This window comes from Nitrospiraceae bacterium (assembly GCA_021373015.1).
In the GTDB taxonomy this organism is placed as follows: Bacteria; Nitrospirota; Thermodesulfovibrionia; order Thermodesulfovibrionales; family UBA1546; genus JAJFTJ01.
The window spans coordinates 66,325-91,875 of sequence record JAJFTJ010000014.1; the positions used below are offsets into that span (position 1 = coordinate 66,325).

Consider the following 25,551-nt stretch of genomic DNA (forward strand, 5'->3'; position numbering starts at 1 on the left):
CTATGCGCGCATATGACCTGATAAAAAAGAAAAGAGACAATAAAGAACTCACGAGAGAAGATATAGAATTTCTTATCACAGGCTTTCTCACAAATAAAATACCCGATTACCAAATATCTTCGTTTTTAATGGCAGTGTATTTCAATGGCATGAGTGTTAATGAGACATCTGCATTAACCGAACACATGCTTAACTCAGGAAGAAAGCTGGATTTGTCAGATATCAGTTTGCCAAAGATCGATAAGCATTCTACAGGAGGAGTAGGCGATAAAATAAGCCTTATACTCGCACCTTTGGTTGCTTCTTCCGGAATAACAATACCAATGATAGCAGGAAGAGGGCTCGGCCATACAGGAGGCACAATAGACAAGCTCGAATCAATTCCTGAATTAAGAACAAATCTCTCTGTGGAAAATTTTATAAAGATTTTGAAAAATATTGGTTTTTCGATAATCAGCCAGACAGATGATATTGCGCCTGCTGACAAAAAACTTTACGGTCTGAGGGATGTAACAGCAACTGTTGAATCCATTCCTTTGATCGCAGCAAGTATCATGTCAAAGAAACTCGCAGAAGGCATTAACGGACTTGTTCTTGATGTTAAGTGCGGCTCAGGAGCTTTCATGAAAAATATTCATGATGCTAAAAAACTTGCCAGAACAATGGTTGATGTTGGAAATTCTGCTGGAGTAAAGACAGCAGCGATCATTACTGATATGAGTCAGCCTCTCGGAAATACAGTAGGCAATGGGCTTGAGATAAAAGAATGCATCACAGCATTAAAAGGAACTATGTCAGAAGATATAAAAGAAAATATTTTGATACTTGGATCGTGGATGCTGTATTTAGCCGACTGTGTAAGAGAGAAAAAATCTTTATTAATGCCTTCCAGTGACAGAATGGAAAAATACAGTGAAAAATTATTACGTTTAATAGAAGACGGCTCAGCTCTCAAAAAATTTTCTGAATTCATTAAAGCACAAAACGGTGATCCTTCTGTGATAGAAAATCCGGAATTGATAGCATCTGCAGTCAAAACAAGAGAAATAAAACCAGGCATTATGGGCTACATAACAAAAATGGATGCTGAAAAGGTCGGAACAGCATCTATGCTCCTTGGTGCAGGCAGAAAAAAACAAGGAGAACCGATTGATTATTCTGCGGGAATTCTCCTCCTCAAAAAAATCGGCGACTTTATTGATAAGAATGAACCTGCGGCAGTTTTTTACTATAATAATGATGATAAGATTCTTCTAAAAGAGGCGGCAGATCTGTTTCTTTCAGGTATAGAAATTAATGACTTAAAACCTGAAAAAAAATCAATAATTATCGAAGTGATATTGTGAATTATGTCTTTGTTATATCGAATTAGCCATAGATTTGATATACTTTCAATAGAAGGAGCATTCATATGGCATCCAATGATATTGAGAAAAAAATTATTGAGCTTCGACAAAAGTATCCTTTTAAATTTTTATCAGAAGATAAGATTTTCAGCCATATTCATCCCGGGCAGAGAATATTTATAGGTACTGCGTGCGGTGAACCGCAATATCTCGTAAATGCACTAATAAAATATGTGCAGTCACATCCAAAGGCATTATACGACGCAGAAATATTGCATGTCTGGACACTCGGAGTTGCTCCATATGCTGACCCCAAGTTTAAAGATTATTTCAGACACAACTCTTTTTTTATCGGGAACAACACAAGGCAGGCAGTAAACAGAGGAGTTGCAGATTACACGCCTATTTTCCTGTCACAGGTGCCGGATCTTTTTTATAAAAAAATGGTGCCTATTGATGTAGCTCTTATACAGACCTCAATGCCTGATGAGCATGGATACCTGAGCCTTGGAATAAGCGTTGATATTGTTAAAGCCGCCGTTGATGTTGCCGCTCTTGTTATTGCCCAAATTAATCCTGCAATGCCGCGTGTGCATGGAGAGGCTTTCGTAAATATAAACAAGGTTGATTTTATTGTGCCTTACAACGAGCCTTTGCTGGAATTTTCACTCGGGGCACCTGATGATATTGTTGAAAAAATCGGAACTTATGTATCTCGTCTTATCGAAGACGGAGACACAATTCAAGTAGGATATGCAGCAATACCAAATGCGATCCTGGGACATCTTAAGAACAAGAAAAATCTGGGCATACATACAGAATTATTAACAGATGGAATTGTTGAACTTATGAAGCAAGGTGTAATTGATAATTCTAAAAAAGAACTCAATAAAGGGAAGACCGTAGCATCATTTTGTATGGGGAAAAAAGCAACATATGAATATCTCCATGATAATCCTTCAATAGAGTTCAGGCCTGTAAACTATACAAACAATCCTCTTGTAATAGCGCGCCACAGAAACATGACCGCAATCAACAGCGCACTGGAGATAGATCTGACAGGACAGTCTACCGCAGAATCTCTAGGCACAATGTTCTACAGCGGCATAGGAGGACAGGCAGATTTCATGCGCGGCGCAGTACTTTCACAGGGGGGCAAGACTATACTCGCAATGCAGTCTACAGCGGAAAACGGAGAATTATCAAAAATAGTACCAACATTAAGATCAGGAGCAGGCGTCACATTAACAAGGGGTGATATCCAATATGTAGTAACAGAGTACGGCATTGCTTATCTTCACGGGAAAAATATAAGAGAACGCGCAATGGATCTTATATCGATTGCACATCCCAAATTCAGGCAAATGCTTGTAGAACAGGCAAAGGAACTTAATTTAATCTACAAAGACCAGGATTTCATTAAAGGACAGGGGGGAGAATATCCTGAAGCCATAGAAACAAGAAGAACCACAAAGGCCGGAGTTGAAATATTTCTGCGTCCTGTAAAGATCACCGATGAACATGCATTAAAAAGTTTTTTCTATTCGCTTTCTCAGGACTGCATGTACAGCAGATTTATATCTACCCGTAGAGATATGCCGCATGAGAGACTCCAGAAATTTGTGATCATTGATTACACAAAAGAAATGGTAATTCTTGCAATCGTACAGGATAACAACAAGGAAATTATTGCCGGGATGGGGCAATACATTATTGACGATACAAATCACATAGCAGACGTTGCATTTGTTGTTCGCGATGATTATCAGAACAAAGGAGTAGGACTGGAGCTTCTGTCATATCTGACATACCTCGCAAAAAGAAGCGGTCTGCATGGATTTACTGCAGAGGTGCTTTTGGAAAATACCTCAATGCTTCATCTATTTGAGAAAATGGGTTTTGTTATTGACAAACACACAGAAGCAGGGGTCTACGACCTGAGAATGTCCTTTAGAGAATAAATGAGAACAAGAAAGTTTTCTTTTTTCATTATTACTGCTGCAATATTTTTTTTGTTTATAACTAACACCTCATCTCCAGAGAGCCAGGAAAAAATCACAATGCTGCTGGATGGCAAACGCTATACCCTGCTTACTGCCCGCACCACAGCTGAAAAAACTAAAGGACTCTCAACTATTCGAACGCTCAAAGGAGCTGATGGAATGATTTTTTATTTAAGCCATCCGCAAAAGGTTGTGTTCTGGAATAAAGACACACATCTTGATTTAGAGCTAATCTGGCTTTACAAAGGTAAAATTGTCGGAAGAGATTTTCTGCCCAAAGAAGATAATGTAGGACTTGTTGTTAAAGAAGCTCCCCAGTATGTTGATCAGGTTGTTGAACTGGTCAGGAATCCTCGCAAATAATGCTTATGCCTTTCCTGCGTTTTCCAAAAACGCATTAATATTAAATTTTTTGTCTATCAGTTCTTTTGCACGCTGAATTTTCTGCTTCCCTCTTATTCTTGTCTTTCCCATTATCGCCTCTATTCTGTCAATCACCGTGAAAGTGTCTTCTGCAACAGAGATTATTGGAACGCCTTCTGCCTCAGCCTTAGCTATGACAACATCATTGGCATAAAGACCGCCTGTGATTATAATGCATTTTGTTGATGTTTCCATGGCAGCAAGCTGTATGTCAGAGCGGTGTGCCCCTGTAATTACAGCCTTGTTAGGAACTCTCCTGAAATATCTGAGTGCGCTGTCAACATCCATTGCACCAATCAGAAAGTTTTCAATAAATTCATCAAGCCTATTTTCACAGCAAAGAATTTTACCATTCAAAATTTCAGTAAGTTGTCTTGTTGTAAACGACTCGAGGACGCTGTCTTTTTCAAACACACCGAATATATTTACTCCTTTTTTCTCAAGGAACGGCTTGACAGTTTTGTCAACATGCTCAAAAGAATTTACAGGAACCCTGTTTATTACTCCGCACATGAAATCCTTTTTTAAAAGCCTTGCGGCTCCTAATAGTGAGTCCGCAGACATATCTCCAATCCATGATTCGACCATCAAGACACGCGCCTTTATTTCTTTCGCAATGCTCAATGCGTCGATATTTAGTACAGCTCCGTCAAAGAGATCAGCGCCTCCGCCTATGATAATAAAATCCTTCTTCTTCATTGAATTTAATGCCTTGATTATTCTGGGTTTAATATTTTTTATTTTATTATCAAAGATTAGATTCTGTGTCTCATACTCGAGCACAAAAGGCGAGATGACCTCGAACGATTCGTTCAATGATAATGCCTCTTTTATAAACACTGCGTCGGCATCAAACAAAGCACTCTCTTTTTTTACAGGCACTCTGCCAAAAGGTTTCATATAGCCGACATTGTAACCGAGCTCCATAAGCTTAAGTGCAATGCCGAGCGCAATAAATGTTTTTCCTGAATAGCTCCGTGTTGATGCTATAAATATTGGAATCATAAAGTCCCTCCCTTGATAATATTTTTTTAAGGGTGCTCAAAGATTATTCTTGCATCAAGCGCTACTGCACCCTTTTCCATTACAACAAGCGGATTTATATCAAGCTCATGTATAACAGGAAAATCCGCAGCAATATCAGAAAGTCTCAATATTCCCTCAATGATTGCATCCATATCAGCAGGCTTTTCTCCTCTAACACCTTTAAGAAGCACACCTGTTTTTATCTCATTAACCATTGATAATGCATCTCTTCTTGTTATCGGCAATATCCTGAAGGAAATGTCTTTCAAAACTTCCACATAAATCCCACCAAGCCCGAACATAACCATATGACCGAAAGTCTTGTCATACGTTATCCCAAGTATTACTTCCCTTCCCTTTTCTATCATCTTATAAATCATAACGCCTTTTATGTATGCATCGTGCATAAGACGGCTTGCATTCGTGGTAAGTTCTGTGAATGTGTCTGATGCTGCTTCCTTTGAATTTATATTCAGCTTAACTCCGCCGACTTCTGTCTTATGAAGTATGTCAGGAGATGATATTTTCATCACAACAGGAAATCCTATTTTTGATGCAATGTTAGCTGCCTCTTTCGAAGTCCTTGCAAGCGCCCTTTCAGGAAAAACAAACCCGTATGAAGCAAGAATTTTTACTGCGTCTTCTTCTCCAGCCTTAAACCTGCCTTCTTTAAGTATGCTGTCTATCTGCTGCTTAACGTAATCACGGTTAATAGTGGATTTGTACATATGCTCTTCTTCAAGATTTTTCCACTCACTATAATCGCATAGTTCTTTGTATGCATTTACAGCAGCTTCAGGATATAAAAAATTAGGGACAGAATTATCCTTCAGTTTCTCTGCCCCCTCTCTAATACTGATGTCACCCATAAATGACGTAATAATCGGCCTGTCTGTCTGTTTTGTTTTATTAATAATTATCTCTGCTGTGTCTTTTACATTAATCATTGCCTGTGGGGTAAGGATTGCTAGTATCCCGTCAACCTCTGAATCTTTTACCGCCCTCTCAAGAACAATATCGTATCTCTCTGATGATGCATCACCGATTAAATCTATGGGATTGTAAAGCGATGCATTTGAAGGAAGCAGTTTAACAATCTGATCAATACTCTCTTTTGTCATATATGTAAGCTTAAGGCCAAGTCTTTCGGCTGTATCTGCTGCAATAATTCCAGGTCCTCCTGCATTAGTGATGATCAATAACCTGTTTCCCTTTGGAAATTTTCCAGCAGAAAAAACAATCGCAGAATCAAAAAGTTCCTGGAGGCTTTCTGCTCTTATTATTCCTGACTGTTTGAATGCAGCATTAAACGCCTTATCAGACCCTGCAAGCGCACCTGTGTGGGATGAAGCGGCTCGCGCACCTGCCTCGCTTCCTCCGGATTTCAAGAGAATGATAGGTTTTACCTTTGCTGCTCTTTTTGCAGTATCCAGAAATTTTTTCCCGTCTATAACATCCTCAATATATCCGAGAATGACATCTGTTTCAGAATCGTTAACAAAATACTCGATGAAATCAGTCTCATTTAGATCTGTTTTGTTGCCCAGACTTATAAACTTTGAAAACCCGATTTTATTACCGATCGCCCAGTCAAGTATTGCAATCCCAAGCGCACCTGACTGAGAGAAAAATGCGATCCGTCCACTTGGAAGCATCCCAGCTGAAAACGTAGCATTCATATTATTTAATGTGTTAATAACACCAAGGCAGTTAGGACCTAGCATTCGTATCCCGTGTTCTGCGCTGATTTCTTTTATTTTCTTTTCAAGCTTCATTCCCTCAGTTCCTGACTCTTTGAAGCCTGAACTGATAATAACAACTGTGTTTATATCGGCCTTTGCACAATCTTTTAATACATCAGGCACTGAATGGCTAGGAACAGTTACGACCGCAAGGTCAATCTTTTCCCGGATTGCAGAGACACTTGGAAATGTTTTTATACCCTCAATTTCTCCAGCAGAAGGATTTATAGGAAATATTCTTCCTGCGTAGTTAAACCTTATAAGATTCTTAAGGACAGCATGACCAACTTTTTGGGGATCCCTTGATGCTCCAATAACAGCGATAGCCTTTGGATTAAAAAGGGTCTCTAGCATAATTTAGATTTTTTGATTTATTAAAAAAGAGTTTATAATTTTTATTTTAACTCATTAAAAATATCCCACCGAGAAGATTGCCATCTCTTCAGGACTCACACTCAATGGAGGAGTTGTTGCCTTATTTGATCTTGCTGCTGTTAAAAAACCTCCACCGTGTAAAATTACACCTAAATCAACTATGAATGCCCTGCCGGGACCAACTCCTATATAGCTGTTGCCTATTCTTTCATGTATTGCAATATCAAATACAATGTTGGCATTCCTGCCGTCGAATTTAACTCCTGTAATATCATAGACTCTTAATACAAAAACGCCTTTTGTCTTTAAGAGCATCTCCTGCTTGAGTTCCCAGTAAGCAAAGAGTTTCCACGGGTCAACAGTCATTAAAACGATTTTATTATCTTCTGATATTGGCGTGACTGCTTTTTTTGCAACAACAGTTCTGGTTTTCTTCTCTTGTTTTGTTTTAGGTTTAGTTAAGACTTTTTTGGCTATTTTTTTAGTCGGTTTTTTCTTCGAGGCGACTGTTTTTTTCTTAACTGCATTTTTGGATGATTTCTTTTTTGAACCAGCCTTAGTAGTCTTCTTTACCCCTGACTTTGATTTTTTCATGATATCACACTCCTTACTAAACATATCGTATCAGATTTTAAAAAAATCTACTAATAATATCATGGAAGAGTTTAGTGCGCTTCCGACCAGTTTCTGCCTGAACCTATCTCGACTTTTAGGGGAACAACAAGTTTAACAACGCCTTCCATCTTGTCTTTGATAATACTTTTCATTACCTCTGCTTCCGACTCCGGTCCTTCAAGTAACAGCTCATCATGTACCTGAAGTATAATTTTAGTACTAAACTTCTCTTGTTTCAAGTGTTTCCAGATATTTATCATTGCGCTTTTTATTATGTCCGCAGCAGCGCCCTGTATCGGCGAGTTTATTGCAAACCTTTCCCCCTGAGAGCGTATGTTAGTATTTGAATTTTTCAATTCAGGGATAGGCCTTTTTCTGCCTGCAAATGTTTTTGTATAGCCTTTTTTTCTTACTTCTATCAGAGCTGATTCTATATATTTTTTAACGCCCTTATGTTTTTCAAAGTATTTTTCTATGTATTTTTTAGCCTCTTCTCTTGGTATGGAAAGCGCTTCTGACAAGCCAAAAGGCGAGATCCCGTATATAACCCCAAAATTTACTGTCTTTGCAGTCCGTCTCATAACATCAGTAACAGAATCCACCGAAACACCGAAAATCTCTGCTGCTGTCCTTGAATGAACATCAATCCCTTTGTCAAAGGCATCTATAAGGGTTTTGTCATGGGAAAGATGGGCTAATATTCTGAGTTCTATCTGTGAATAATCCGCTGATATCAAGACACATCCTTTTTCCGGAATGAATGTCTGCCTGATCCTTTTTCCCCACTCGCCTTTTATGGGAATGCTTTGAAGATTAGGATCGCTTGTTGAGAGTCTTCCTGTTGCTGCAGTAGTCTGGTTAAAAGACGTATGAATCCTGCCTGTCTTATTGTTTATAAGTTCAGGAAGCGCATCAACATAGGTTGTTTTTAATTTTGTCAAACTTCTCCAGCTGAGTATCTCGCCGGGGAGCTCATGAGTTTGAGCCAGTTCTTCAAGAACTGATACCTCTGTTGAAAACCCCGTCTTTGTCTTCTTCCCTGTCTTAAGCCCCATTCCTTCGAATAAAACCTTTGCAAGCTGTTTTGGCGAGTTTATATTGAATTCCTCTCCGGCAAGAAAATAAATTCTTTTCTGGATAGAATCAAGTTCTTTTTCCAGTTCCTTGGATATGCCGCTTAGCTTATCAATGTCAACTTTTATGCCTCTTTCTTCCATATCAGCAAGCACATATATAAGAGGCATTTCTATGTCAAAGTAAATATTCTCCAATCCTTCTTCTTTTAGTTTAGTGAACAATACATTTTTCAGTTCATATGCAAGGACTGAATCATCTGCTGAATACGCTGTTGCCTCTTCAATTGGAACCTCTGCAAATGAGTTTCTCTTTGCTAAAACCTCTTTAAAAGTCTTTTTCCTGCGTGAAAGATTCTCGAAAGAAACATCATTAAGGCTATGATTTGATTTGTTTGGATTAAGAAGATATGACGCTATCATTGTATCGTAAAGAGCGCCATGAGTATTTATGCCTTCTTGTTTTAACATCATCATGTCATATTTTAGATTGTGTCCTATCTTTGGAATATCCGTGTTCTCAAAAAGGACAGCGAATTTACCGAGTGCAGTCTTGGCATCTATCTGTTTCGGAGCATCTGGATATGAATGCCTTAGAGGAATATAGTATCCTGTTTCTTTTGAATTGCTTACTGAAAATCCAATTAAAGTGTCCTTCATTGGACTTGTTCCGGTTGCCTCTACATCAAATGCAAACTCTTCTTGTGTTCTCTGAATTTCAGATATAATCTCATTCAGCTTTTCGGTCGAAAGTAAAGTTTCATAATTCTTATCTGATGTTGAAACCGATGGTACGAGCTTCAAAAGAGAGCTGAACTCAAACTCCTTAAACAAAACAAAAAGTTTACTCCAGTCAGGCTCTTTTAAGCTGAATTCATTAACATCAAAATCAACAGGAACATCTTTGTCTATTGTTGCCAGTTTCTGACTGAGCCTTGCAATATCTGCATTTTCTTCAACAAGTTTTCTCAATCTGTCTTTTTTAATTTTTTCTGTATTACTAAGAAGATCTTCCAGGCTTTTAAAATCTGTAAATAGTTCTTTTGCTGTTTTTTCGCCAATTCCTTTTATGCCTGGAATATTGTCAGATACATCTCCTGTTAAAGCCATAACATCAGGAACCACTTCCGGAGGAACCCCAAACTTCTCCATTACATATTCTTTATCCAGAATTCTGTCTTTCACAGGATCATATATCCTTATCCTGTCATCAACCAGCTGATGCATGTCCTTGTCGCCGCTTACAATAAATACTTCCATTCCTTGTTCAGCTGTCTTTTTTGCAATTGTGCCTAAAAGATCATCCGCCTCATATCCCGGGACCTCAAATATGGGGATATTGAACGCCCTTACTATCTCTCTTATGTAAGGTTTCTGCTGTACAAGCTCATTGGGTGTCTCAGGTCTGTGCGCCTTGTAATCCTCAAAAATTTTGTGCCTTTCAGTTGGAGCAGCAGAGTCAAAAGAGATAACAACCGCATCAGGTTTTTTTTCGCGTATTATCTTTAGCAGTGTGTTTGTAAAACCATATATAGCATTCGTTGGAAAGCCCTTTGAATTCGTGAGCCCTCTTATTGCAAAAAAAGCCCTGTACACATATGAATTACCGTCTATAAGATAGAGATTCATTGGAGGTTATTTTTTCATAAGATCTTCAAATATTTTCAAAAATTCATTTACCATTTGATTTTTCACGAAGTACATACATTCTACCTTAAATTGACAAAGTTTCTATATTATTTTAGAGTAAAACACTTACCAGAATTAACTATTAGGAGGTTTTCTTGTTAAAATCAGTAGAAGATATAAGCCCGACTAAGAAAAGGCTTACGATAGAGATTCCAATTGATGCTATCGAAGAAAAAATTAAAGGCTGCTTAGAGAATTTTAAACAGAAGGCAACGATATCTGGGTTCAGGCCTGGAAAGGCTCCGCTCAACATTGTCGAAAAGTATTACGGCAAAAAAGCTGAAGATGAAGCTTTAGAGAAAATAGTTCCTGAATTCTATCAAAAGTCATTGAAAGAAGCTGGCATCATGCCGGTTTCACAGCCCGCCTTTGATGGCGCTATTGACTTTAAGAGGAATAATCCTCTTTTTTTCTCTCTCACCGTTGAGATCAGACCTAAGATCGCTGATCTGAATTACAAAGGACTGAAAATAAAAGATACTCCTTCAGATGTAGCTGAATCAGATATAGATGCGGCATTAAAACATCTTCAGGATACACGAGCTGTTTATGAACCTACAGACAAGGCTGTCGAAGATGGAGATCTTGTAACGCTGGATTATGAGATCGTCTACGGAGAAAGTGAAAATGAAAAAATAGCAGCAAAAGATCAGACAGTACAGGCTGGTCATAAAGGTCTGATAAAAGAAATATCTGAAAGCCTCAAGGGGAAAAATGCAGGAGATACATTAGAGGTTGATGTAACTATGCCGGCTAATTTTCACATGAAAGAGCTCGCCGGGAAAAAAGTACAAGCAAAAAACACTATCAAGACCGTAAAGAAAAAAATTCTGCCAAAAATAGATGAAGATTTTGCCAAAGATACAGGCTATGACAGCCTTTCTTCTCTCCGTGAAGCGCTGAAAAAACAGCTGGAGCTGGCAAAAAAAGATAACACTAAAATAATACAAAAAAACGAATTATTATCAAAACTTGTCGAGTCTCATGATTTCGAGGTCCCTGAGATAGTATTGCGGAGAGAACTAAATGCGCTGGCTCATGAAAAAAAGTTTTCTGAAGAAACAAACAGTAAAGATGAGCTGGAACTTGAAGAAGAATTGAAGCCGATCGCCACAAAAAACGCTAAAGCGCTCATGCTTATTTCCACAATTGGAGACGAAGAAAATATTGATGTTACAGAAGAGGAAATGAAAAATCAAATAATAGAAATGTCTGAGAAACTCTCAATGTCTCCTGATGACCTTATCAGGACATATCTAAATCGCGAGGGATCTATTGAGGGGCTAAGAAACGCCCTGTACAGACAGAAAGTGTTAGACCTTGTGCTTTCCAATGCTATTATAGAGAGAGGAGATTAACGTGCTGGTACCAATAGTCATAGAACAAACAGGAAGATCAGAGCGTGCCTATGATATTTATTCAAGGCTTCTGAAAGACAGGATAATATTTTTAGGAACAGCTATTGATGATATCGTTGCCAATACAGTAATAGCACAGCTTCTTTTCCTTCAGTCAGAAGATCCGGAGAAAGATATACACATATATATAAATTCACCAGGAGGCGCTGTCTCCTCAGGTCTTGCGATATATGACACAATGCAATATGTGAAGTCTGATATTGCGACTTATTGCATAGGACAGGCAGCAAGTATGGGTGCGCTGCTTCTGGCTGCTGGAACAAAAGGCAAAAGATTTGCACTTCCCCATTCAAGGGTAATGATCCATCAGCCTATGGGCGGTTTTCATGGACAGGCAACCGACATTGAAATCCACGCAAGGGAGATACTCAAGATAAAAGAAAATCTGAATAAGATACTCGCAAAGCATACTGAACAGCCATTGGAAAAAATACAGACAGACACTGACAGAGACTTTTTCATGTCGGGAGATGAAGCAAAAGAATACGGTATTGTTGATGAGGTAATATACACTATTAAGAACAAATGAGAAGTTCTAAGTTAGAAGATGAAAAATAAATTAAATATTTTTATCTTTTAGAAACTTAACTTTTAACTTCCCAACTATCTATAAATTCGGAGGATTGATGGTAAAAAAAGAAGAAACTGCTCTAAGATGTTCATTCTGCGGCAAGGAGCAAAAAGAGGTTAAAAAACTCATTGCAGGTCCTGCTGTTTATATATGTAATGAATGCGTAGAGCTTTGTAATGAAATAATGGCTGATGAGCTTGCTTTTGTTCCAGACGGTTCAGCAATGCCAAAACTGCCGACGCCAAAAGAGATTTATCATTTTCTCGATGATTATGTCATAGGACAGGAAAAGGCAAAAAAAATTCTCTCTGTTGCAGTGCATAATCATTATAAGAGAATCTATTCTAATCAAAAATCAGATGTCGAGCTTCAGAAATCCAATATACTCCTCATAGGATCGACAGGAACAGGAAAAACACTTCTTGCGCAGACACTTGCGAAACTTCTGGATGTGCCTTTTACGATCGCAGATGCAACAACTCTGACAGAGGCCGGCTATGTTGGAGAAGATGTCGAGAATATAATTCTCAAGCTTATTCAGGCGGCAAACTATGATATTGAAAAGGCACAGAGGGGAATCGTCTATATAGATGAGATCGACAAGATAAGCAGAAAATCAGAAAATCCCTCGATAACAAGGGATGTATCCGGCGAGGGAGTCCAGCAGGCTCTGCTTAAAATAACAGAAGGCACAACTGCGAATATCCCTCCGCAGGGCGGAAGAAAACATCCTCAGCAGGAATTTATCCAGGTAAACACAACAAACATACTTTTCATATGCGGTGGTGCATTCATAGGTCTGGATGATATCATCAAGCAAAGACTTGGCAAGAAAACCGTTGGGTTCGGCGCATCACTCACAACAAGTAAAATTAAAAAATCTGATGATGCATTGAGCCATATTGAACCTCAAGACCTTATAAAATATGGTTTGATACCTGAATTTGTAGGAAGGCTTCCTGTTGTTGCAACTCTTGATGTGCTTGATGAACCAACATTAATAAAGATTCTCACAGAACCTAAGAACTCTCTGATAAAACAGTATCAGAAACTGCTTTCATTCGATAATGTAAGGCTTCGTTTTACAGATGGAGCTCTTAAGGCAATTGCGCAAAAAGCAATGCACAGAAAATCAGGCGCTCGCGGTCTCAGGGCAATTCTTGAAGAGACAATGCTTGATGTTATGTACGAAATTCCTTCACAGAAAACCATAAGAGAATGTCTTATAAATGAAGAGACTATAACAAAAAAAGAGAAGCCTATTCTCATCTATGAAAAGCAGGCAGAGTCTGCATAAATAGAATTATCTTATCTGGGAGGTAATCTATGAAACTGAGAAAAAAGACGCTTATTATTTCCACTATTTTCATTTCCGTTGGAATCATAATCGGCATAGGGATCTCGTCAAACTTCAATCTGCTTTCAACAGCTCATACTGATGAACAGATGATATCGAAAGATACGATTGATTTGTTGTCAAAAATCGATCAGGCTATGTCAGAGATCGCATCCGCGGTAAAACCAGCTGTAGTAAATATCTCTTCATCTAAAACAATAAAACAAAGACAGCTTGCATTTCCCTTTGATGATCCATTTTTGAAAAGATTTTTTGGAGATGAATTCGGAGCGCCCAATAAACCAAAGGAACGAAAAGAATTCGGACTCGGCTCCGGAGTCATAGTCGATAAAAACGGCTATATACTCACAAACAGTCATGTTGTTCAGGGCGCTGATGAGATAAAGGTAAGACTTTCTGACAAAAGAGAATTTAAGGGCAAGATTATAGGCGCAGATCCCAAAACAGATATTGCCGTTGTAAAAATAGATGCCAATAATCTTCCTGTGCTCAAACTTGGCGACTCTGAAAAATTAAAAGTGGGGCAGACTGTTATAGCAATAGGAAACCCATTTGGTCTTAACCAGACTGTCACCTCCGGAATAATCAGCGCCACAGGAAGGGCAAATGTCGGAATTACAGATTACGAGGATTTCATTCAGACAGATGCAGCCATTAATCCCGGTAATTCAGGCGGTGCGCTTGTAAATATCAGAGGCGAACTCATTGGAATCAATACAGCAATATTCAGCACATCAGGCGGTTATCAGGGAATTGGGTTTGCGATCCCTATCAACATGGCAAAAAATGTGATGGAGACACTGATTAAATCAGGAAAGGTTACAAGAGGATGGCTTGGTGTAAGCATCCAGCCGATAACCCCTGAACTCGCTAAACAATTCAATCTTAAGGACGACAAAGGCGCGCTTGTTGGCGGTATAACAGAAGACAGCCCTGCTGAAAAAGCAGGACTGCAGAATGGAGATGTTATTATAGAATATGACGGCAAGCAGATAACTGATCCTGTAAATCTCAGGAATCTGGTTGCAGCAACACCTCCAAATAAAGAGGTAAAGCTCAAGATTCTGAGAAATGGAAATACTCAAACTATTTCAATTACAATCGGCGAACTTCCAGCAGAACAAAAAATTGCAGGCAAGTTTGATAACCTGCTTAAAGGTGTTATTGTCCAGAACCTTACATCTGAGATAAGACAACAGCTGGAGATACCGGGAAAAGTGCGTGGAGTTGTGATTGTTGACTTTGCAGATGACAGTATTTCTGAAGGAATACTTGGAAGAGGCGACGTTATTCTTGAGATAAACAAAAAGAGAGTAACAAACATGAAAGAATATGAGACAATTGTTTCGAAGATTAAAGGTAATCAGGACATACTGCTTCGTATTTACAGAGAAGGTTCAGCAATATATCTGACTTTATCTGTAAAATAATTACTGATAGATAAATCAAGGGGGAACAGTTTGTCTGCTGTTCTCCTTTTCATTTTCTTGCAATTCAGTCTTTTTCAAAATATAATCTATCCATGCTCTCTAAGATACTAAGCTCTGCAGTTGTGGGAATCAATGCGTATCCTGTCGATGTAGAAGTTGACATAACATCAAGAGGCCTTCCTCATTTCTCGATGGTGGGTCTTCCTGACGCCGCAGTAAAAGAAAGCCGCGATAGGGTAAGGGCTGCATTAAAAAATATCGGATTCAATTTTCCGCTGAAACAGATAACCGTAAATCTGGCGCCAGCGGATATTAAAAAAGAAGGCTCGTCATTTGATCTTCCAATAGCAATAGGAATAATAACAGCAGAAGGAGTCGTTGATCCGGGTTTAATCAACGGCTATATGTTCACAGGCGAACTTTCTCTTGACGGAAGAATAAAACCTGTGCGCGGAGCCCTCCCGATGGCTGTTGCCGCAAAGACGCTTGGATTAAAAGGCCTGATACTTCCGGAGGAAAACGCTCCCGAAGCCGCAGTTGTAAAAAACATTTCTGTTTTTGGGATCAAGAGCCTGCCCGAGGTAATAGAATTTATGAGAGATAGCACCAAGCAGAATTCATATCTCATAGACCTCGATAGAGCAGTAAAAGAAAATTCTCTTTATGAAGATGATTTTTCTGATGTAAAAGGACAGGAACACGCAAAAAGGGCTCTGGAGATCTCGGCGTCCGGAGGTCATAATGTGCTGATGATAGGTCCGCCGGGTTCCGGAAAAACAATGCTCTCAAAAAGACTTCCGACAATACTTCCTGATATGACATTTGACGAAGCGCTAGAGACAACAAAAATATACAGCGTTGCAGGACTTCTGAAACCAGGCCAGCCCTTGCTTGCAGTCAGAACTTTCCGCTCTCCTCATCACACCATCTCTGATGTTGCGTTAATCGGCGGCGGACAGATCCCCAAGCCCGGCGAAGTAAGTCTGGCGCATCACGGTGTTTTGTTCCTCGATGAACTTCCCGAATTCAAGAGAAATGTTCTTGAGGTCTTAAGACAGCCTCTGGAAAACGGTGATGTCACTGTATCGCGCGCTGTTGCATCCATAACTTATCCCGCTAATTTTATGCTCGTTGCCGCAATGAACCCATGTCCCTGCGGATATTTAGGGGATTCACGGCATCAGTGCACATGCACAACAGGACAGATCCACCGTTACAGAACAAAAGTCTCAGGTCCTTTGCTCGACAGGATAGATATTCATATAGAGGTTCCTGCTGTTCCTTACAAAGAACTCTCAACAGAGCATTCTGGAGAAAGATCAGAGAGCATAAGAGAACGCGTAATCAAAGCAAGAAACATTCAGCTTGAGAGATTCAAAGCCGACAAGATTTATTCTAACGGTCAGATGAAGACAAGACATATTAAAAAATACTGCAGATTAACTTCCGATGCGCAGTCTCTGCTCGAAGCAGCTATGCAGAAACTCGGACTCTCTGCAAGAGCCTATACCAGAATTCTCAAGGTATCAAGAACGATAGCTGATCTTGAGTTGTCTGAAATGATCCAGCCTCAGCATGTATCAGAAGCAATACAATACAGAACTCTCGACAGAGGCGCTTTTTAAAAATTTTTAAAAAAAAAATTCGCATTTTGTTGACGCATGAAGGATTTCATGATATTGTTTAAACATAATCTTTAAAAAATATTTTCAGGAGAATGGATGGCAGAAAAAAAATGGATGCTGTCATTAGTCTTTGTCTCACTTTTAGTCTCAGCCTTAAATTATGCAGATGATGTAAATGCAGAAAACAAAAACAGCAAGATAGACCTTGCGCAGAATGCTACTACAAAAGAAGAACTCCTTCTCTTCTACGAAGAAAAAGACCTTATAATCGCAACTAAAAAACCTACTCCATTAAGAAAAGCCCCTGCCATCGCAACAGTCATCACAGCAGAAGAAATACGCAATATGGGCGCAAGAAATTTGCTCGATATCTTAAAAAGAATACCAGGAATAGGTGTAGGAATCGCAGATCAGCCAACTATGAATTCCATAGAAGTACGTGGGATAAAAACAAGAAATTCAGAAAAGGTTCTTATCATGATAGACGGGATGAGAATGAACAATCTTGTTCTTGGCGAAGCTATGTATACTGCTACTGATATTTCAGTAGAAAATATTAAAAGGGTTGAAGTTATAAGGGGTCCTGGCTCTGCATTATATGGAGCCAATGCTTTCATCGCTGTGATCAATATAGTAACAAAAACAGCTTCTGACATTAAAAAAGCAGAGATCACAGCAGGAGGAGGAAGTTATGGAACGCAGCATTACAATCTCCAGTCAGGCTATGACGGCGACAACTTAAAGATTGCAGGTGTTTTTGATTATTTTTCTACAAAAGGAGCGAAATCTTTTATTGAAAGCGATGCCCAAACATTAAATGATATTGCCCACGGCACACATGCTTCTATGGCTCCCGGTTATACCAGTGAATGGAATAGAAGATATGATACAGGTATCAATATGTCTTACGGCGACTTAAGTATAAAAGGCAGATTAATAGAAAAAAAGAAAGGTTCTTTTACGGGAGTAGCTTATGCTCTTAATGATGAGAGTTATCAGGAATTTAAGCAGTTTTTTATTGACCTCAGCTATCTGATAAAAGCAAATAGCAATCTAGACATAACAGCAAGAGCTTATGTTAATCAAATTAATATGAATTTTTACTGGGAAATATTTCCTGAAGGTTATGCAGGACTATTTCCTGATGGACTTCTTGGGAGTCCAAGCACAAAAAACAGGACTACGGGCGTAGAATTAACAGGTGATTATACAATAAAAAATCATACTCTGACTGTTGGAACAGTAGCAGAATACGCGGAACAGTTTGGAACAAAACATTTTACTAATTTTAATCCTAACACTTATGCTCCCTTAGGCTCTTTTCAGGATATCACCTCGTGGGGCAACTGGAATAAGAATGTTGACAGAACAATATTAGCATTATATCTTCAGGATATATGGAAAATTTCTAACAGCATATCTTTTACAGCAGGAATTCGCTATGACAATTATTCTGATTTCGGAGACACCATTAATCCGCGCCTTGGTTTTGTCTGGGAATTCGCAGAAGACCTTTCATTAAAACTTCTTTATGGAACTGCTTTCAGGACTCCGACTTTTACAGAACTTTATTCGATAAATAATCCTGTTGAAGGAGGCAATCCGGATCTCAAGCCTGAAAAAATAAAAACATACGAAGTTGGAATAGAATACCGCTTTCTGCAAAAATTCACATCACGAATCAATTACTTCCATAATGAAATAAAAGACCTAATAGTCCTAGGGGAAAAACCTTCACCTGCAGATCCTGCTCCATACATAAACAAAAATAAGGCAAAGGTTGACGGAGTAGAAACTGAGTTAATATATAACTACAGCAAAAACATTTATGGTTATCTAAATTATACTTATCAGCATCCAATAGATGCTGACACAGGGAAAAAACTTCTTGCTGTTCCTTCTCACAGGGCTAATGCAGGCATAAATTTTCTTATACTGCAACATCTCAATACAAACCTGAATCTTAACTGGGTCGGAGAAAGATCAAGGGCAGCAGGAGACACCAGATATCCCCTGCCTTCGACTTATACTGTTGATCTAACGATGATATTAAAAAGATTATACAAAGATTTTGAGATACGAGGTTCTGTGTATAATATTTTCGATAAAGAATATAAGGACCCAAGCCCATACCCTGTTAAAGTCCAGTATGATTATCCAACTAATCACAGATCATTCATATTTGATCTCCAATATAAATTCTGATGAACAAACAAAAAACAAGCAGGCTTGTTGCAGAAAAGATAAAGACGAGAATATGGTTTGACATCCCGGCAGACAAGATCGATCGCTTTTACAGCAAGAAAAGCCTATGCCATGGTTATGATTTTTATAATGACCTTCTTGGCAAGCTTTCATGGACTGAACTGTTTTTTCTGCTGTTAAAAGGAGAGCTTCCTTCAAAAAAACAGTCTGCTGTTCTAGATCTTGTTATGACCAGCATAATCAATCCCGGGCCCAGAGACTGGTCAACTCAGGCTGCAATGACATCTGGAGTAACTAAGACCACTGTTGGGAATGCTCTGCTCACAGGTCTTGCAGTTCTGCAGGGAAGATATAATGGAGCTCTGCATGTAGAAAAAGCAATGGAAATGTTATCCGAAGGACTGGATATACTTAAGAAAACCAATCTTAAAAACTTATATAAAATACTGGGGAAAAAACATCCTGATTTCCCGGGTTACGGACTTTATTATACAAAGCAGGATGCAAGGGCAAAGAGACTGATCCAATTGATAAAAAAAGATCATTCTACAGGCAAGCATCTAATCCTTGCCATTAAGCTTGAACCACTTCTGGCAAAAAACAAAAAAATCCGGCTCACTCTGCAGGGAGTTGTAAGCGCAGTATTTCTGGATCTGGGATTTTCTCCTCAAGAAGGGCACGGGATATTCCTGATTGCTTCTGCTCCGGGATTGTTAGCCCATCTCATAGAACAACGGCAGAAAAACTGGAACGAATATCCTTTTTATGATCCTCCTGAATATAAAAATCCTGTAAAAAAAACCCTTAAGAAAGACCAGAGAGTGTATTGATCATGTTTAAGATATGGGAAGACAAGCTCTATCCTCAAAATGCCAAGAATAAAACAGACCTCAAAACATGGCAAGGCCGAAGAAAGAAAATAATAACAGAAGTAGGCGGACTGGCATCAGGTTTCAGGAGCGAGATGCTCTTAAGAGGATACCCGATGATAAAAGAGATGACAGGAAAGATAACCTTTATTCAGGGATGGGTTCTTGCAATAACAGGCAGACTTCCAAACAAAAAAGAAGACAGATTATTAAATGCAATGTTTATTAATACTGCGCTTGCTGATCCAAGATTCTGGTTTAACAGGGTTGCGCGTCTTGGCGCAACTGTGAAGACTTCTCCTGCAGCATGTATGGCAGCAGGAATTTTGACTGATGAATCTGAATTTTTTGCAACTGGAGCTTTTTATGATGCTTCAAAATTTTTTGAAGCTACTTTAACTGAAATAAAAAAAAAAGCAAACCTGGAGAATATTATAAAATCAAAACTCAATAATAGAGAAATTATTAGCGGTTTTGGAAGAATGTTTGCAAGAGGAAAGGATGAGAGAAATTCATCTCTCTTAAAAGTCTCAAGAAAATGTAATTTCCATAGAGGTAAATATCTAAAGTTGGCTTTTGAAATAGAACATCTTCTTCAAAAAAATAAAAATTCGCAAATATATTTAAATTATGGCGGATTAGCATCTGCTATTCTTTTAGATTTGGGATTTAATCCTGTTCAAATAATGTTATTCATTACTTTTTTACCAATCATAGGAAGAGTTGCAAATATCGCAGAAGCTTATGAGAGACCACCCGGAGAATTTCTTCCATTATCATGCGATGACATAGAATATATTGGTCATTCATTCAGAGTGTTTAGATGAATAAATATAAATTTTTTGATTCTTGAAGAAACACTTAATATTTTATAACTTTTACCGAGCTTGTTATTATGACTTCTGCGGAACTTATAATTAAGTGTCTCGAAAATCACGGAGTAGAATATATTTTTGGTGTTCCGGGCGGGGCTTTGGTAGGTCTTAATAATGCGTTATATAAAAGCGCGATGAATGTAATTGTTACAAAACATGAACAAGGCGCGGCTTTTATTGCCGACGGCTATGCGCGTGTAAGCGGTAATGTAGGAGTATGTTTTGGAACATCAGGTCCCGGAGCTACGAATCTCATGACTGGCGTTGCTTCTGCGTATGCCGACTCTATTCCATTGGTAGTTCTTACAGGACAGGTAGCAACCACTGTATTTGGAAAGGGAGCAACTCAGGAATTTGAAAATGAAAGTTTATGCGTAGTGGATATGTTTAGAAAAATAACTAAATACAGCGATGTGCTTTTGTGTGATAAAAAAGCGAATGATATGGTATCAAGAGCATTAAGGTCAGCATTGAGCGGAAGACCCGGCCCTGTTCACCTTAATATGCCAAGCGACATAATGAAACATGAGATAGAAGAAAAATATGAGCATATAAACAATATTAACAAAACAATGGTGTTTGACAGGGACGGCGTAAAGAGTGCGGCACAACTTCTTCTTAAATCAAAAAATCCTGCGATAATTGCAGGATGGGGAACAACTCTTTCAAAAGCTCATCAAGAGCTTCTGGAGATCGCAGAACTTATGGACATTCCTGTAGCGACAACACCCAAAGGAAAGGGAATTTTCAATGAACATCATCCGCTTTCACTCGGAGTTTTTGGCTTGGCAGGCTCTCCTGTTGCAAAGGAATACATGACCGAAAATGTAGATTTAATGATTGCTGTGGGCACGAGCTTTAATGAAGAAGCTACATTGGGCTGGAATGAGGAGTTGTGCTCACATAAAGAGATTATACAAATAGATATAGATCCTGATGAGATAGGGAAAAATTACGAGGTAACAGTTGGGATCCCGGGAGATGCAAAAATTGTTTTGAGAGAACTAATATATGAGCTTAAAAGAAATTTGAACGGCAGCTTGGGACATAACGGACGTTCAAAGCAAAAACAAATAGCGGAATTGAAAGAATTACTTAAAGAAAATGAATGGCTGAAAGAAAATAATAGCGATATTTATAAACCTCAGGAACTTATTGAGGATATTGTGCGTTTTTTCCCTGAAGACTCCATATATTTTGTCGAGATAGGCAATGCAATGACATGGGCAATACATCACATGAAAATAAAGATACCATATTCTTTTTACGTTTCACTTGGGTTTGGTTCAATGGGTTATGCCACAGCCGCTGCAATAGGCGGCAAATTGGCAGCTCCTGACAAGCCCGTTATTTCGATCGCTGGCGACGGTGCATTCCAGATGAACGGGATGGAAATAGCCACTGCTGTTAATTATGATATCCCTGTAATATGGGTTGTTATGAATAATGCAATGCTCGGTACGGTTCATTATGGGTGGAAACTTCTTTCCTGTAACGAAGGCATCCCGTCAAGATTTAAGCGTGTAGACTTTGCAAAAATAGCTGAAGGGCTTGGCGCAAGAGGAATGAGAATAGAAAAACCCTGCGAACTAAATAAAGAACTTATTGATGACATAATTTCATCGAAAAAGCCTACAGTGCTTGATGTAATTATAGATGAAAAGGAAATACCGCCCATTCATGGACGCATCGAAACGCTTAAAAAACACTACAAATAAAATTCCGCTCAGTCTTAGCAAGCTCTGTTTAATTATAGCTTGTTCATGCGTATTGTTTGTTTCTGTATCTTTATCTGAATCTGCTGAAGTAATAATTCTTGGCGATACTCAGCTGAGACCTGTAAATATCATTGTTTCTGAAATAAAAGACATTCTTGATTCGCCTGTGAAAATATATTCGCCTAATGATGCCAAGGGAGTTTTAAAAAACATTGCGGAAAGAGAAAACGCCAAGGTTGTTATTGCATTGGGCAGAGATGCCCTTGAAGAAGCGCTGCAGCTTCCCTCCTCTATTGCCGTTGTTTATGCTCTTGTAATAACTCCTCCATCGACTAACAGGCCGAATATAACAGGCGTTTATATGGCTACTCCTGTTAACAAGTATGTGGATATAGTTGAAAAACATTTTACATCAATAGAAAAGATTGCAGTGATAGGAAGCAGCGAACTGATAAAAACATTAAACAATGCTAATAACAATCTGGTTATTCCTTCTGTTGTAAAAACTTCATTTGAGTTTGTGGCTGTTGCAAAAAAGCTTGATTCTTCACACGCGATTCTTATACTGCCGAACACTGCAATGCTGACAGAAACAGCATTGCAGGAAGTTTATTTAATTTCCTTCAGGAAAAAAATTCCTTTATTGGGAATTTCTGAAAAATATGTAAAACAAGGCTCTTTGCTGGCGCTGGTTTTCAGACCTGAAAGCGTAGGCCGACAGTTGGGCGAATTGGCACTAAAAGCTATTAATGGAATGGACATTAGAAATATCTCTGCGTCTCCACCAAATAATTTTGACCTGTATATAAATACGGATACCGCAAAGAAAATGGGCATCCAAATATCTCCTGAACTTCTGAATAAAGCCAAGGGAGTTTACCCATGAGACTTACACTAAGAACAAAAACCTTAATTTTTATCATACCTGTTCTGATAATAGTCTCGTCTATATATACGTATAATTCTATAAATAGTGAAAAAGAAATACTCAAACAAGAGATTATAAAAAGAGGTGAAACTGTAACAACTCTTGCAACAAGAACGAGTGAACTGCCTATTGTGTCAGGGAATAATAATCTTCTTAAGAACGCTGCAATATCAATTGCAGAGACCCCTGATGTAAATTTCATCTCTCTGTATGATAAAAAGTTTAAGCAGCTTATTCATTATGGAGCAGCATTTGATATGTCTATGCCTCAGCTGTCTTTATCCGAACCATTGGTTTTTCATGAAAGACCGGATTTATTTATTTTCTATGCTCCTGTTTTTACAGTCAGGACCGGAGAAGATATTGAAATATTTGAAGCTGTTCCCAAAAAAATCAGAGAAAATATAGGATGGATAAGAATTGGCTTCTCAAAATCCTCAATGAAAGAAGCCGAAAACAAAATAGTAGTAAGAGGAATGATCCTTGCCCTTATATTTACATTGTTGAGCAGTATCATTGCCTATATCTTGATGACCATAGCGATCAAACCGCTTACGACACTTTTAAAGGCGGTAAAAAAGCTCAGGGAAGGAAAGTATCAGGAAATAAAAGACATTAAGTCATCCGTAGAGATTGCAGAACTCACTATAGAGTTTAATAAAATGAGTCATGCTATAAAAGAAAGAGAAGATAAGCTTATAGAATCCGAGCGTAAAATAAGCAATTTATTTGAAAGAACAGAACATGCAATTTTCAGGCTTAATAAAGATAGCATCATCATAGAGAGCAATAGGAAATTTGACGAGTTTTGCAGAGAAACTAAAAAATTTCATGAACTATTGGCAGGCGGTCAAAGTTTAGGACAGCTTAAAAATGCAGCTGCAGGAGAATTCAAAAATGTAGAGGTAAGAATCATAGGCAAAAATAATGCATTGTTCATCGTATTGATGTCATTATATCCTGAATTTACCAAAGACAATAATCTTGCAGGTTTTGATGGATACTTTATTGATATAACAGAAAAAAGAAGACTTGAAGAAACAATTGTCCAAGCGCAAAAAATGGAAAGTCTTGGACTGTTTGCTGGAGGCGTTGCACATGATTTTAATAATATACTCACAGCAATTGTGGGATATGGGAATTTATTGCTCGCAAAACTAAATCCTGCTGATCAGCAGCTGCATACCTATGTTAGCAGGATACTTACTTCATCGGAAAGAGCAGCAAATCTGACAAAAAATCTCCTTGCATTCAGTAGGAAACAGGTTATGCAGACAAAACCATTGGATCTTAATGATTCGATAAAAAATGTCCTGAGACTTATTGAAAGAATAATCGGAGAAGATGTTGAGATCAACATCAAACTCACAGACCAAGCTTTCACAATTATGTTTGATCCTACACAGCTTGAGCAGATAATAATGAATTTGTCTACTAATGCACGTGATGCGCTGCCGAAGGGAGGCCTTCTTTCAATATCAACATCAGCTACAACTATTGGAGCTGATTTTATCCTTGCTCATGGATATGGTGTGCCTGGCGAATATGCTCTTTTGACCATTTCAGATAATGGATCAGGAATGGATAAAACCACAAGGGACAGAATTTTTGAACCTTTCTTCACTACAAAACAGCTTGGCAAGGGAACAGGACTAGGGTTATCAATAGTTTATGGCATAATCAAGCAGAACAAAAGCTTTATAAATGTATACAGCGAAATTGGTATTGGAACTACTTTCAGAATATATATACCTTTAATAGAAAGCGCGTTTGATACAAAAAGTCCAGCGGCTATAGATACGCCAAAAGGCGGCAATGAAACAATTCTACTCGCTGAAGATGAAGAAACCCTTCGGACAATTTTTAAAGATATATTGGAGAAATCAGGTTATACCGTCATCTCTGCAAAAGACGGAGAAGATGCAATCCATAAATTTCAAAAACATAAAGAAAATATTAAACTCCTTATTCTTGATGTATTAATGCCAAAATTAAACGGCAAGGAAGTCCATGACAAAGCAAGGGAATTAAAACCTGATATTGAAGCGCTTTTTATAAGCGGATATCCTATGGATGTTTTAGAAAGGGCAGGCTTTTCAGAAAAAGATTTTTCTTATATCTCAAAACCTTTTTCCCCGAATGTGCTTCTAATGAAAGTGCGCGATATTCTGGACAAGAAAAAAAGCTAACATAAATAGCAGTATGGTTTTTTATCCTGCTGCTTTAGCTGTTAGCTTTTCACAGCATGAGAGCAAGGTCTTGT

At 38.4% G+C, this 25,551-nt stretch carries 18 protein-coding genes; 14 read left to right on the forward strand and 4 right to left on the reverse strand.

Annotated features, from left to right (window positions below; translation table 11 throughout):
- Window positions 1–2 precede the first annotated feature (2 nt).
- The 3 genes from LLF28_05950 to LLF28_05960 all read left to right on the forward strand — a co-directional run bounded on the left by LLF28_05950 (window position 3) and on the right by LLF28_05960 (window position 3,712).
- Window positions 3–1,346, forward strand: a complete 1,344-nt coding sequence (locus LLF28_05950; GenBank protein ID MCE5194983.1) for a thymidine phosphorylase — start codon at window positions 3–5, stop codon at window positions 1,344–1,346.
- 65 nt (window positions 1,347–1,411) lie between these two features.
- On the forward strand, window positions 1,412–3,307 hold the full coding sequence (locus LLF28_05955) for a GNAT family N-acetyltransferase (GenBank protein ID MCE5194984.1): 1,896 nt from the start codon (window positions 1,412–1,414) through the stop codon (window positions 3,305–3,307).
- The gene (locus LLF28_05960) at window positions 3,308–3,712 is read left to right on the forward strand and encodes a DUF192 domain-containing protein (GenBank protein MCE5194985.1); all 405 of its coding nucleotides are present in this window, start codon (window positions 3,308–3,310) and stop codon (window positions 3,710–3,712) included.
- Window positions 3,713–3,715: 3 nt separating this feature from the next.
- On the opposite strand, the gene LLF28_05965 is transcribed toward LLF28_05960, so the two are convergent.
- The 4 genes from LLF28_05965 to polA form a co-directional block, all read right to left on the reverse strand.
- Window positions 3,716–4,777 carry a phosphotransacetylase family protein gene (locus tag LLF28_05965; protein ID MCE5194986.1) on the reverse strand — a complete coding sequence of 354 codons (1,062 nt, stop codon included), beginning with the start codon at window positions 4,775–4,777 and terminating at the stop codon, window positions 3,716–3,718.
- 26 nt (window positions 4,778–4,803) lie between these two features.
- Window positions 4,804–6,894 (reverse strand): acetate--CoA ligase family protein, encoded by a 2,091-nt coding sequence (locus LLF28_05970; protein ID MCE5194987.1) that lies wholly within the window; start codon window positions 6,892–6,894, stop codon window positions 4,804–4,806.
- 54 nt (window positions 6,895–6,948) lie between these two features.
- The gene (locus LLF28_05975) at window positions 6,949–7,509 is read right to left on the reverse strand and encodes a DUF4912 domain-containing protein (protein MCE5194988.1); all 561 of its coding nucleotides are present in this window, start codon (window positions 7,507–7,509) and stop codon (window positions 6,949–6,951) included.
- A 71-nt stretch (window positions 7,510–7,580) separates the two neighbouring features.
- Window positions 7,581–10,232 (reverse strand): DNA polymerase I, encoded by a 2,652-nt coding sequence (gene polA / locus LLF28_05980; GenBank protein MCE5194989.1) that lies wholly within the window; start codon window positions 10,230–10,232, stop codon window positions 7,581–7,583.
- Window positions 10,233–10,387: 155 nt separating this feature from the next.
- Here polA and tig point away from each other — a divergent pair, with 155 nt between their 5' ends.
- The 11 genes from tig (at window position 10,388) to LLF28_06035 (ending at window position 25,477) form a co-directional block, all read left to right on the forward strand.
- The gene (gene tig / locus LLF28_05985) at window positions 10,388–11,650 is read left to right on the forward strand and encodes a trigger factor (protein ID MCE5194990.1); all 1,263 of its coding nucleotides are present in this window, start codon (window positions 10,388–10,390) and stop codon (window positions 11,648–11,650) included.
- Window positions 11,646–12,239 carry an ATP-dependent Clp endopeptidase proteolytic subunit ClpP gene (gene clpP, locus LLF28_05990; protein MCE5194991.1) on the forward strand — a complete coding sequence of 198 codons (594 nt, stop codon included), beginning with the start codon at window positions 11,646–11,648 and terminating at the stop codon, window positions 12,237–12,239. Before tig ends, clpP begins: the two co-directional genes overlap by 5 nt.
- A 97-nt stretch (window positions 12,240–12,336) precedes the next feature.
- Window positions 12,337–13,578, forward strand: coding sequence for an ATP-dependent Clp protease ATP-binding subunit ClpX (clpX, locus tag LLF28_05995; protein ID MCE5194992.1), 1,242 nt, complete (start codon window positions 12,337–12,339; stop codon window positions 13,576–13,578).
- Between the two features lie 29 nt (window positions 13,579–13,607).
- The gene (locus LLF28_06000; protein MCE5194993.1) at window positions 13,608–15,068 is read left to right on the forward strand and encodes a DegQ family serine endoprotease; all 1,461 of its coding nucleotides are present in this window, start codon (window positions 13,608–13,610) and stop codon (window positions 15,066–15,068) included.
- 92 nt (window positions 15,069–15,160) lie between these two features.
- Entirely contained in the window at window positions 15,161–16,693 is a 1,533-nt protein-coding gene (locus tag LLF28_06005; GenBank protein MCE5194994.1) for a YifB family Mg chelatase-like AAA ATPase, read from the forward strand.
- A gap of 96 nt (window positions 16,694–16,789) precedes the next feature.
- Complete coding sequence (locus LLF28_06010; GenBank protein MCE5194995.1) at window positions 16,790–18,898, forward strand: TonB-dependent receptor; 2,109 nt, start codon at window positions 16,790–16,792, stop codon at window positions 18,896–18,898.
- A complete protein-coding gene (locus LLF28_06015; protein MCE5194996.1) occupies window positions 18,898–19,728 on the forward strand; it encodes a hypothetical protein in 831 nt (276 codons plus the stop codon). Before LLF28_06010 ends, LLF28_06015 begins: the two co-directional genes overlap by 1 nt.
- Before the next feature lie 2 nt (window positions 19,729–19,730).
- Window positions 19,731–20,594 carry a hypothetical protein gene (locus tag LLF28_06020; GenBank protein ID MCE5194997.1) on the forward strand — a complete coding sequence of 288 codons (864 nt, stop codon included), beginning with the start codon at window positions 19,731–19,733 and terminating at the stop codon, window positions 20,592–20,594.
- Between the two features lie 68 nt (window positions 20,595–20,662).
- Window positions 20,663–22,360: a thiamine pyrophosphate-binding protein gene (locus tag LLF28_06025; protein MCE5194998.1), complete on the forward strand. Its 1,698-nt coding sequence runs from the start codon at window positions 20,663–20,665 to the stop codon at window positions 22,358–22,360.
- 52 nt (window positions 22,361–22,412) lie between these two features.
- Window positions 22,413–23,246, forward strand: coding sequence for a hypothetical protein (locus LLF28_06030; GenBank protein ID MCE5194999.1), 834 nt, complete (start codon window positions 22,413–22,415; stop codon window positions 23,244–23,246).
- A complete protein-coding gene (locus tag LLF28_06035; GenBank protein ID MCE5195000.1) occupies window positions 23,243–25,477 on the forward strand; it encodes a response regulator in 2,235 nt (744 codons plus the stop codon). Before LLF28_06030 ends, LLF28_06035 begins: the two co-directional genes overlap by 4 nt.
- Window positions 25,478–25,551: the final 74 nt, after the last annotated feature.

Coding starts and splice junctions, on each gene's coding strand:
- LLF28_06010 (MCE5194995.1), top strand. CDS start 16,790: ATGGCAGAAAAAAAATGGATGCTGTCATTAGTCTTTGTCTCACTTTTA.
- LLF28_05975 (MCE5194988.1), bottom strand. CDS start 7,509: ATGAAAAAATCAAAGTCAGGGGTAAAGAAGACTACTAAGGCTGGTTCA.
- LLF28_05965 (MCE5194986.1), bottom strand. CDS start 4,777: ATGATTCCAATATTTATAGCATCAACACGGAGCTATTCAGGAAAAACA.
- LLF28_06015 (MCE5194996.1), top strand. CDS start 18,898: ATGAACAAACAAAAAACAAGCAGGCTTGTTGCAGAAAAGATAAAGACG.
- clpX (MCE5194992.1), top strand. CDS start 12,337: ATGGTAAAAAAAGAAGAAACTGCTCTAAGATGTTCATTCTGCGGCAAG.
- LLF28_06020 (MCE5194997.1), top strand. CDS start 19,731: ATGTTTAAGATATGGGAAGACAAGCTCTATCCTCAAAATGCCAAGAAT.
- LLF28_06025 (MCE5194998.1), top strand. CDS start 20,663: ATGACTTCTGCGGAACTTATAATTAAGTGTCTCGAAAATCACGGAGTA.
- LLF28_06000 (MCE5194993.1), top strand. CDS start 13,608: ATGAAACTGAGAAAAAAGACGCTTATTATTTCCACTATTTTCATTTCC.
- LLF28_05950 (MCE5194983.1), top strand. CDS start 3: ATGCGCGCATATGACCTGATAAAAAAGAAAAGAGACAATAAAGAACTC.
- LLF28_06035 (MCE5195000.1), top strand. CDS start 23,243: ATGAGACTTACACTAAGAACAAAAACCTTAATTTTTATCATACCTGTT.
- LLF28_05955 (MCE5194984.1), top strand. CDS start 1,412: ATGGCATCCAATGATATTGAGAAAAAAATTATTGAGCTTCGACAAAAG.
- LLF28_06005 (MCE5194994.1), top strand. CDS start 15,161: ATGCTCTCTAAGATACTAAGCTCTGCAGTTGTGGGAATCAATGCGTAT.
- LLF28_05960 (MCE5194985.1), top strand. CDS start 3,308: ATGAGAACAAGAAAGTTTTCTTTTTTCATTATTACTGCTGCAATATTT.
- polA (MCE5194989.1), bottom strand. CDS start 10,232: ATGAATCTCTATCTTATAGACGGTAATTCATATGTGTACAGGGCTTTT.
- LLF28_05970 (MCE5194987.1), bottom strand. CDS start 6,894: ATGCTAGAGACCCTTTTTAATCCAAAGGCTATCGCTGTTATTGGAGCA.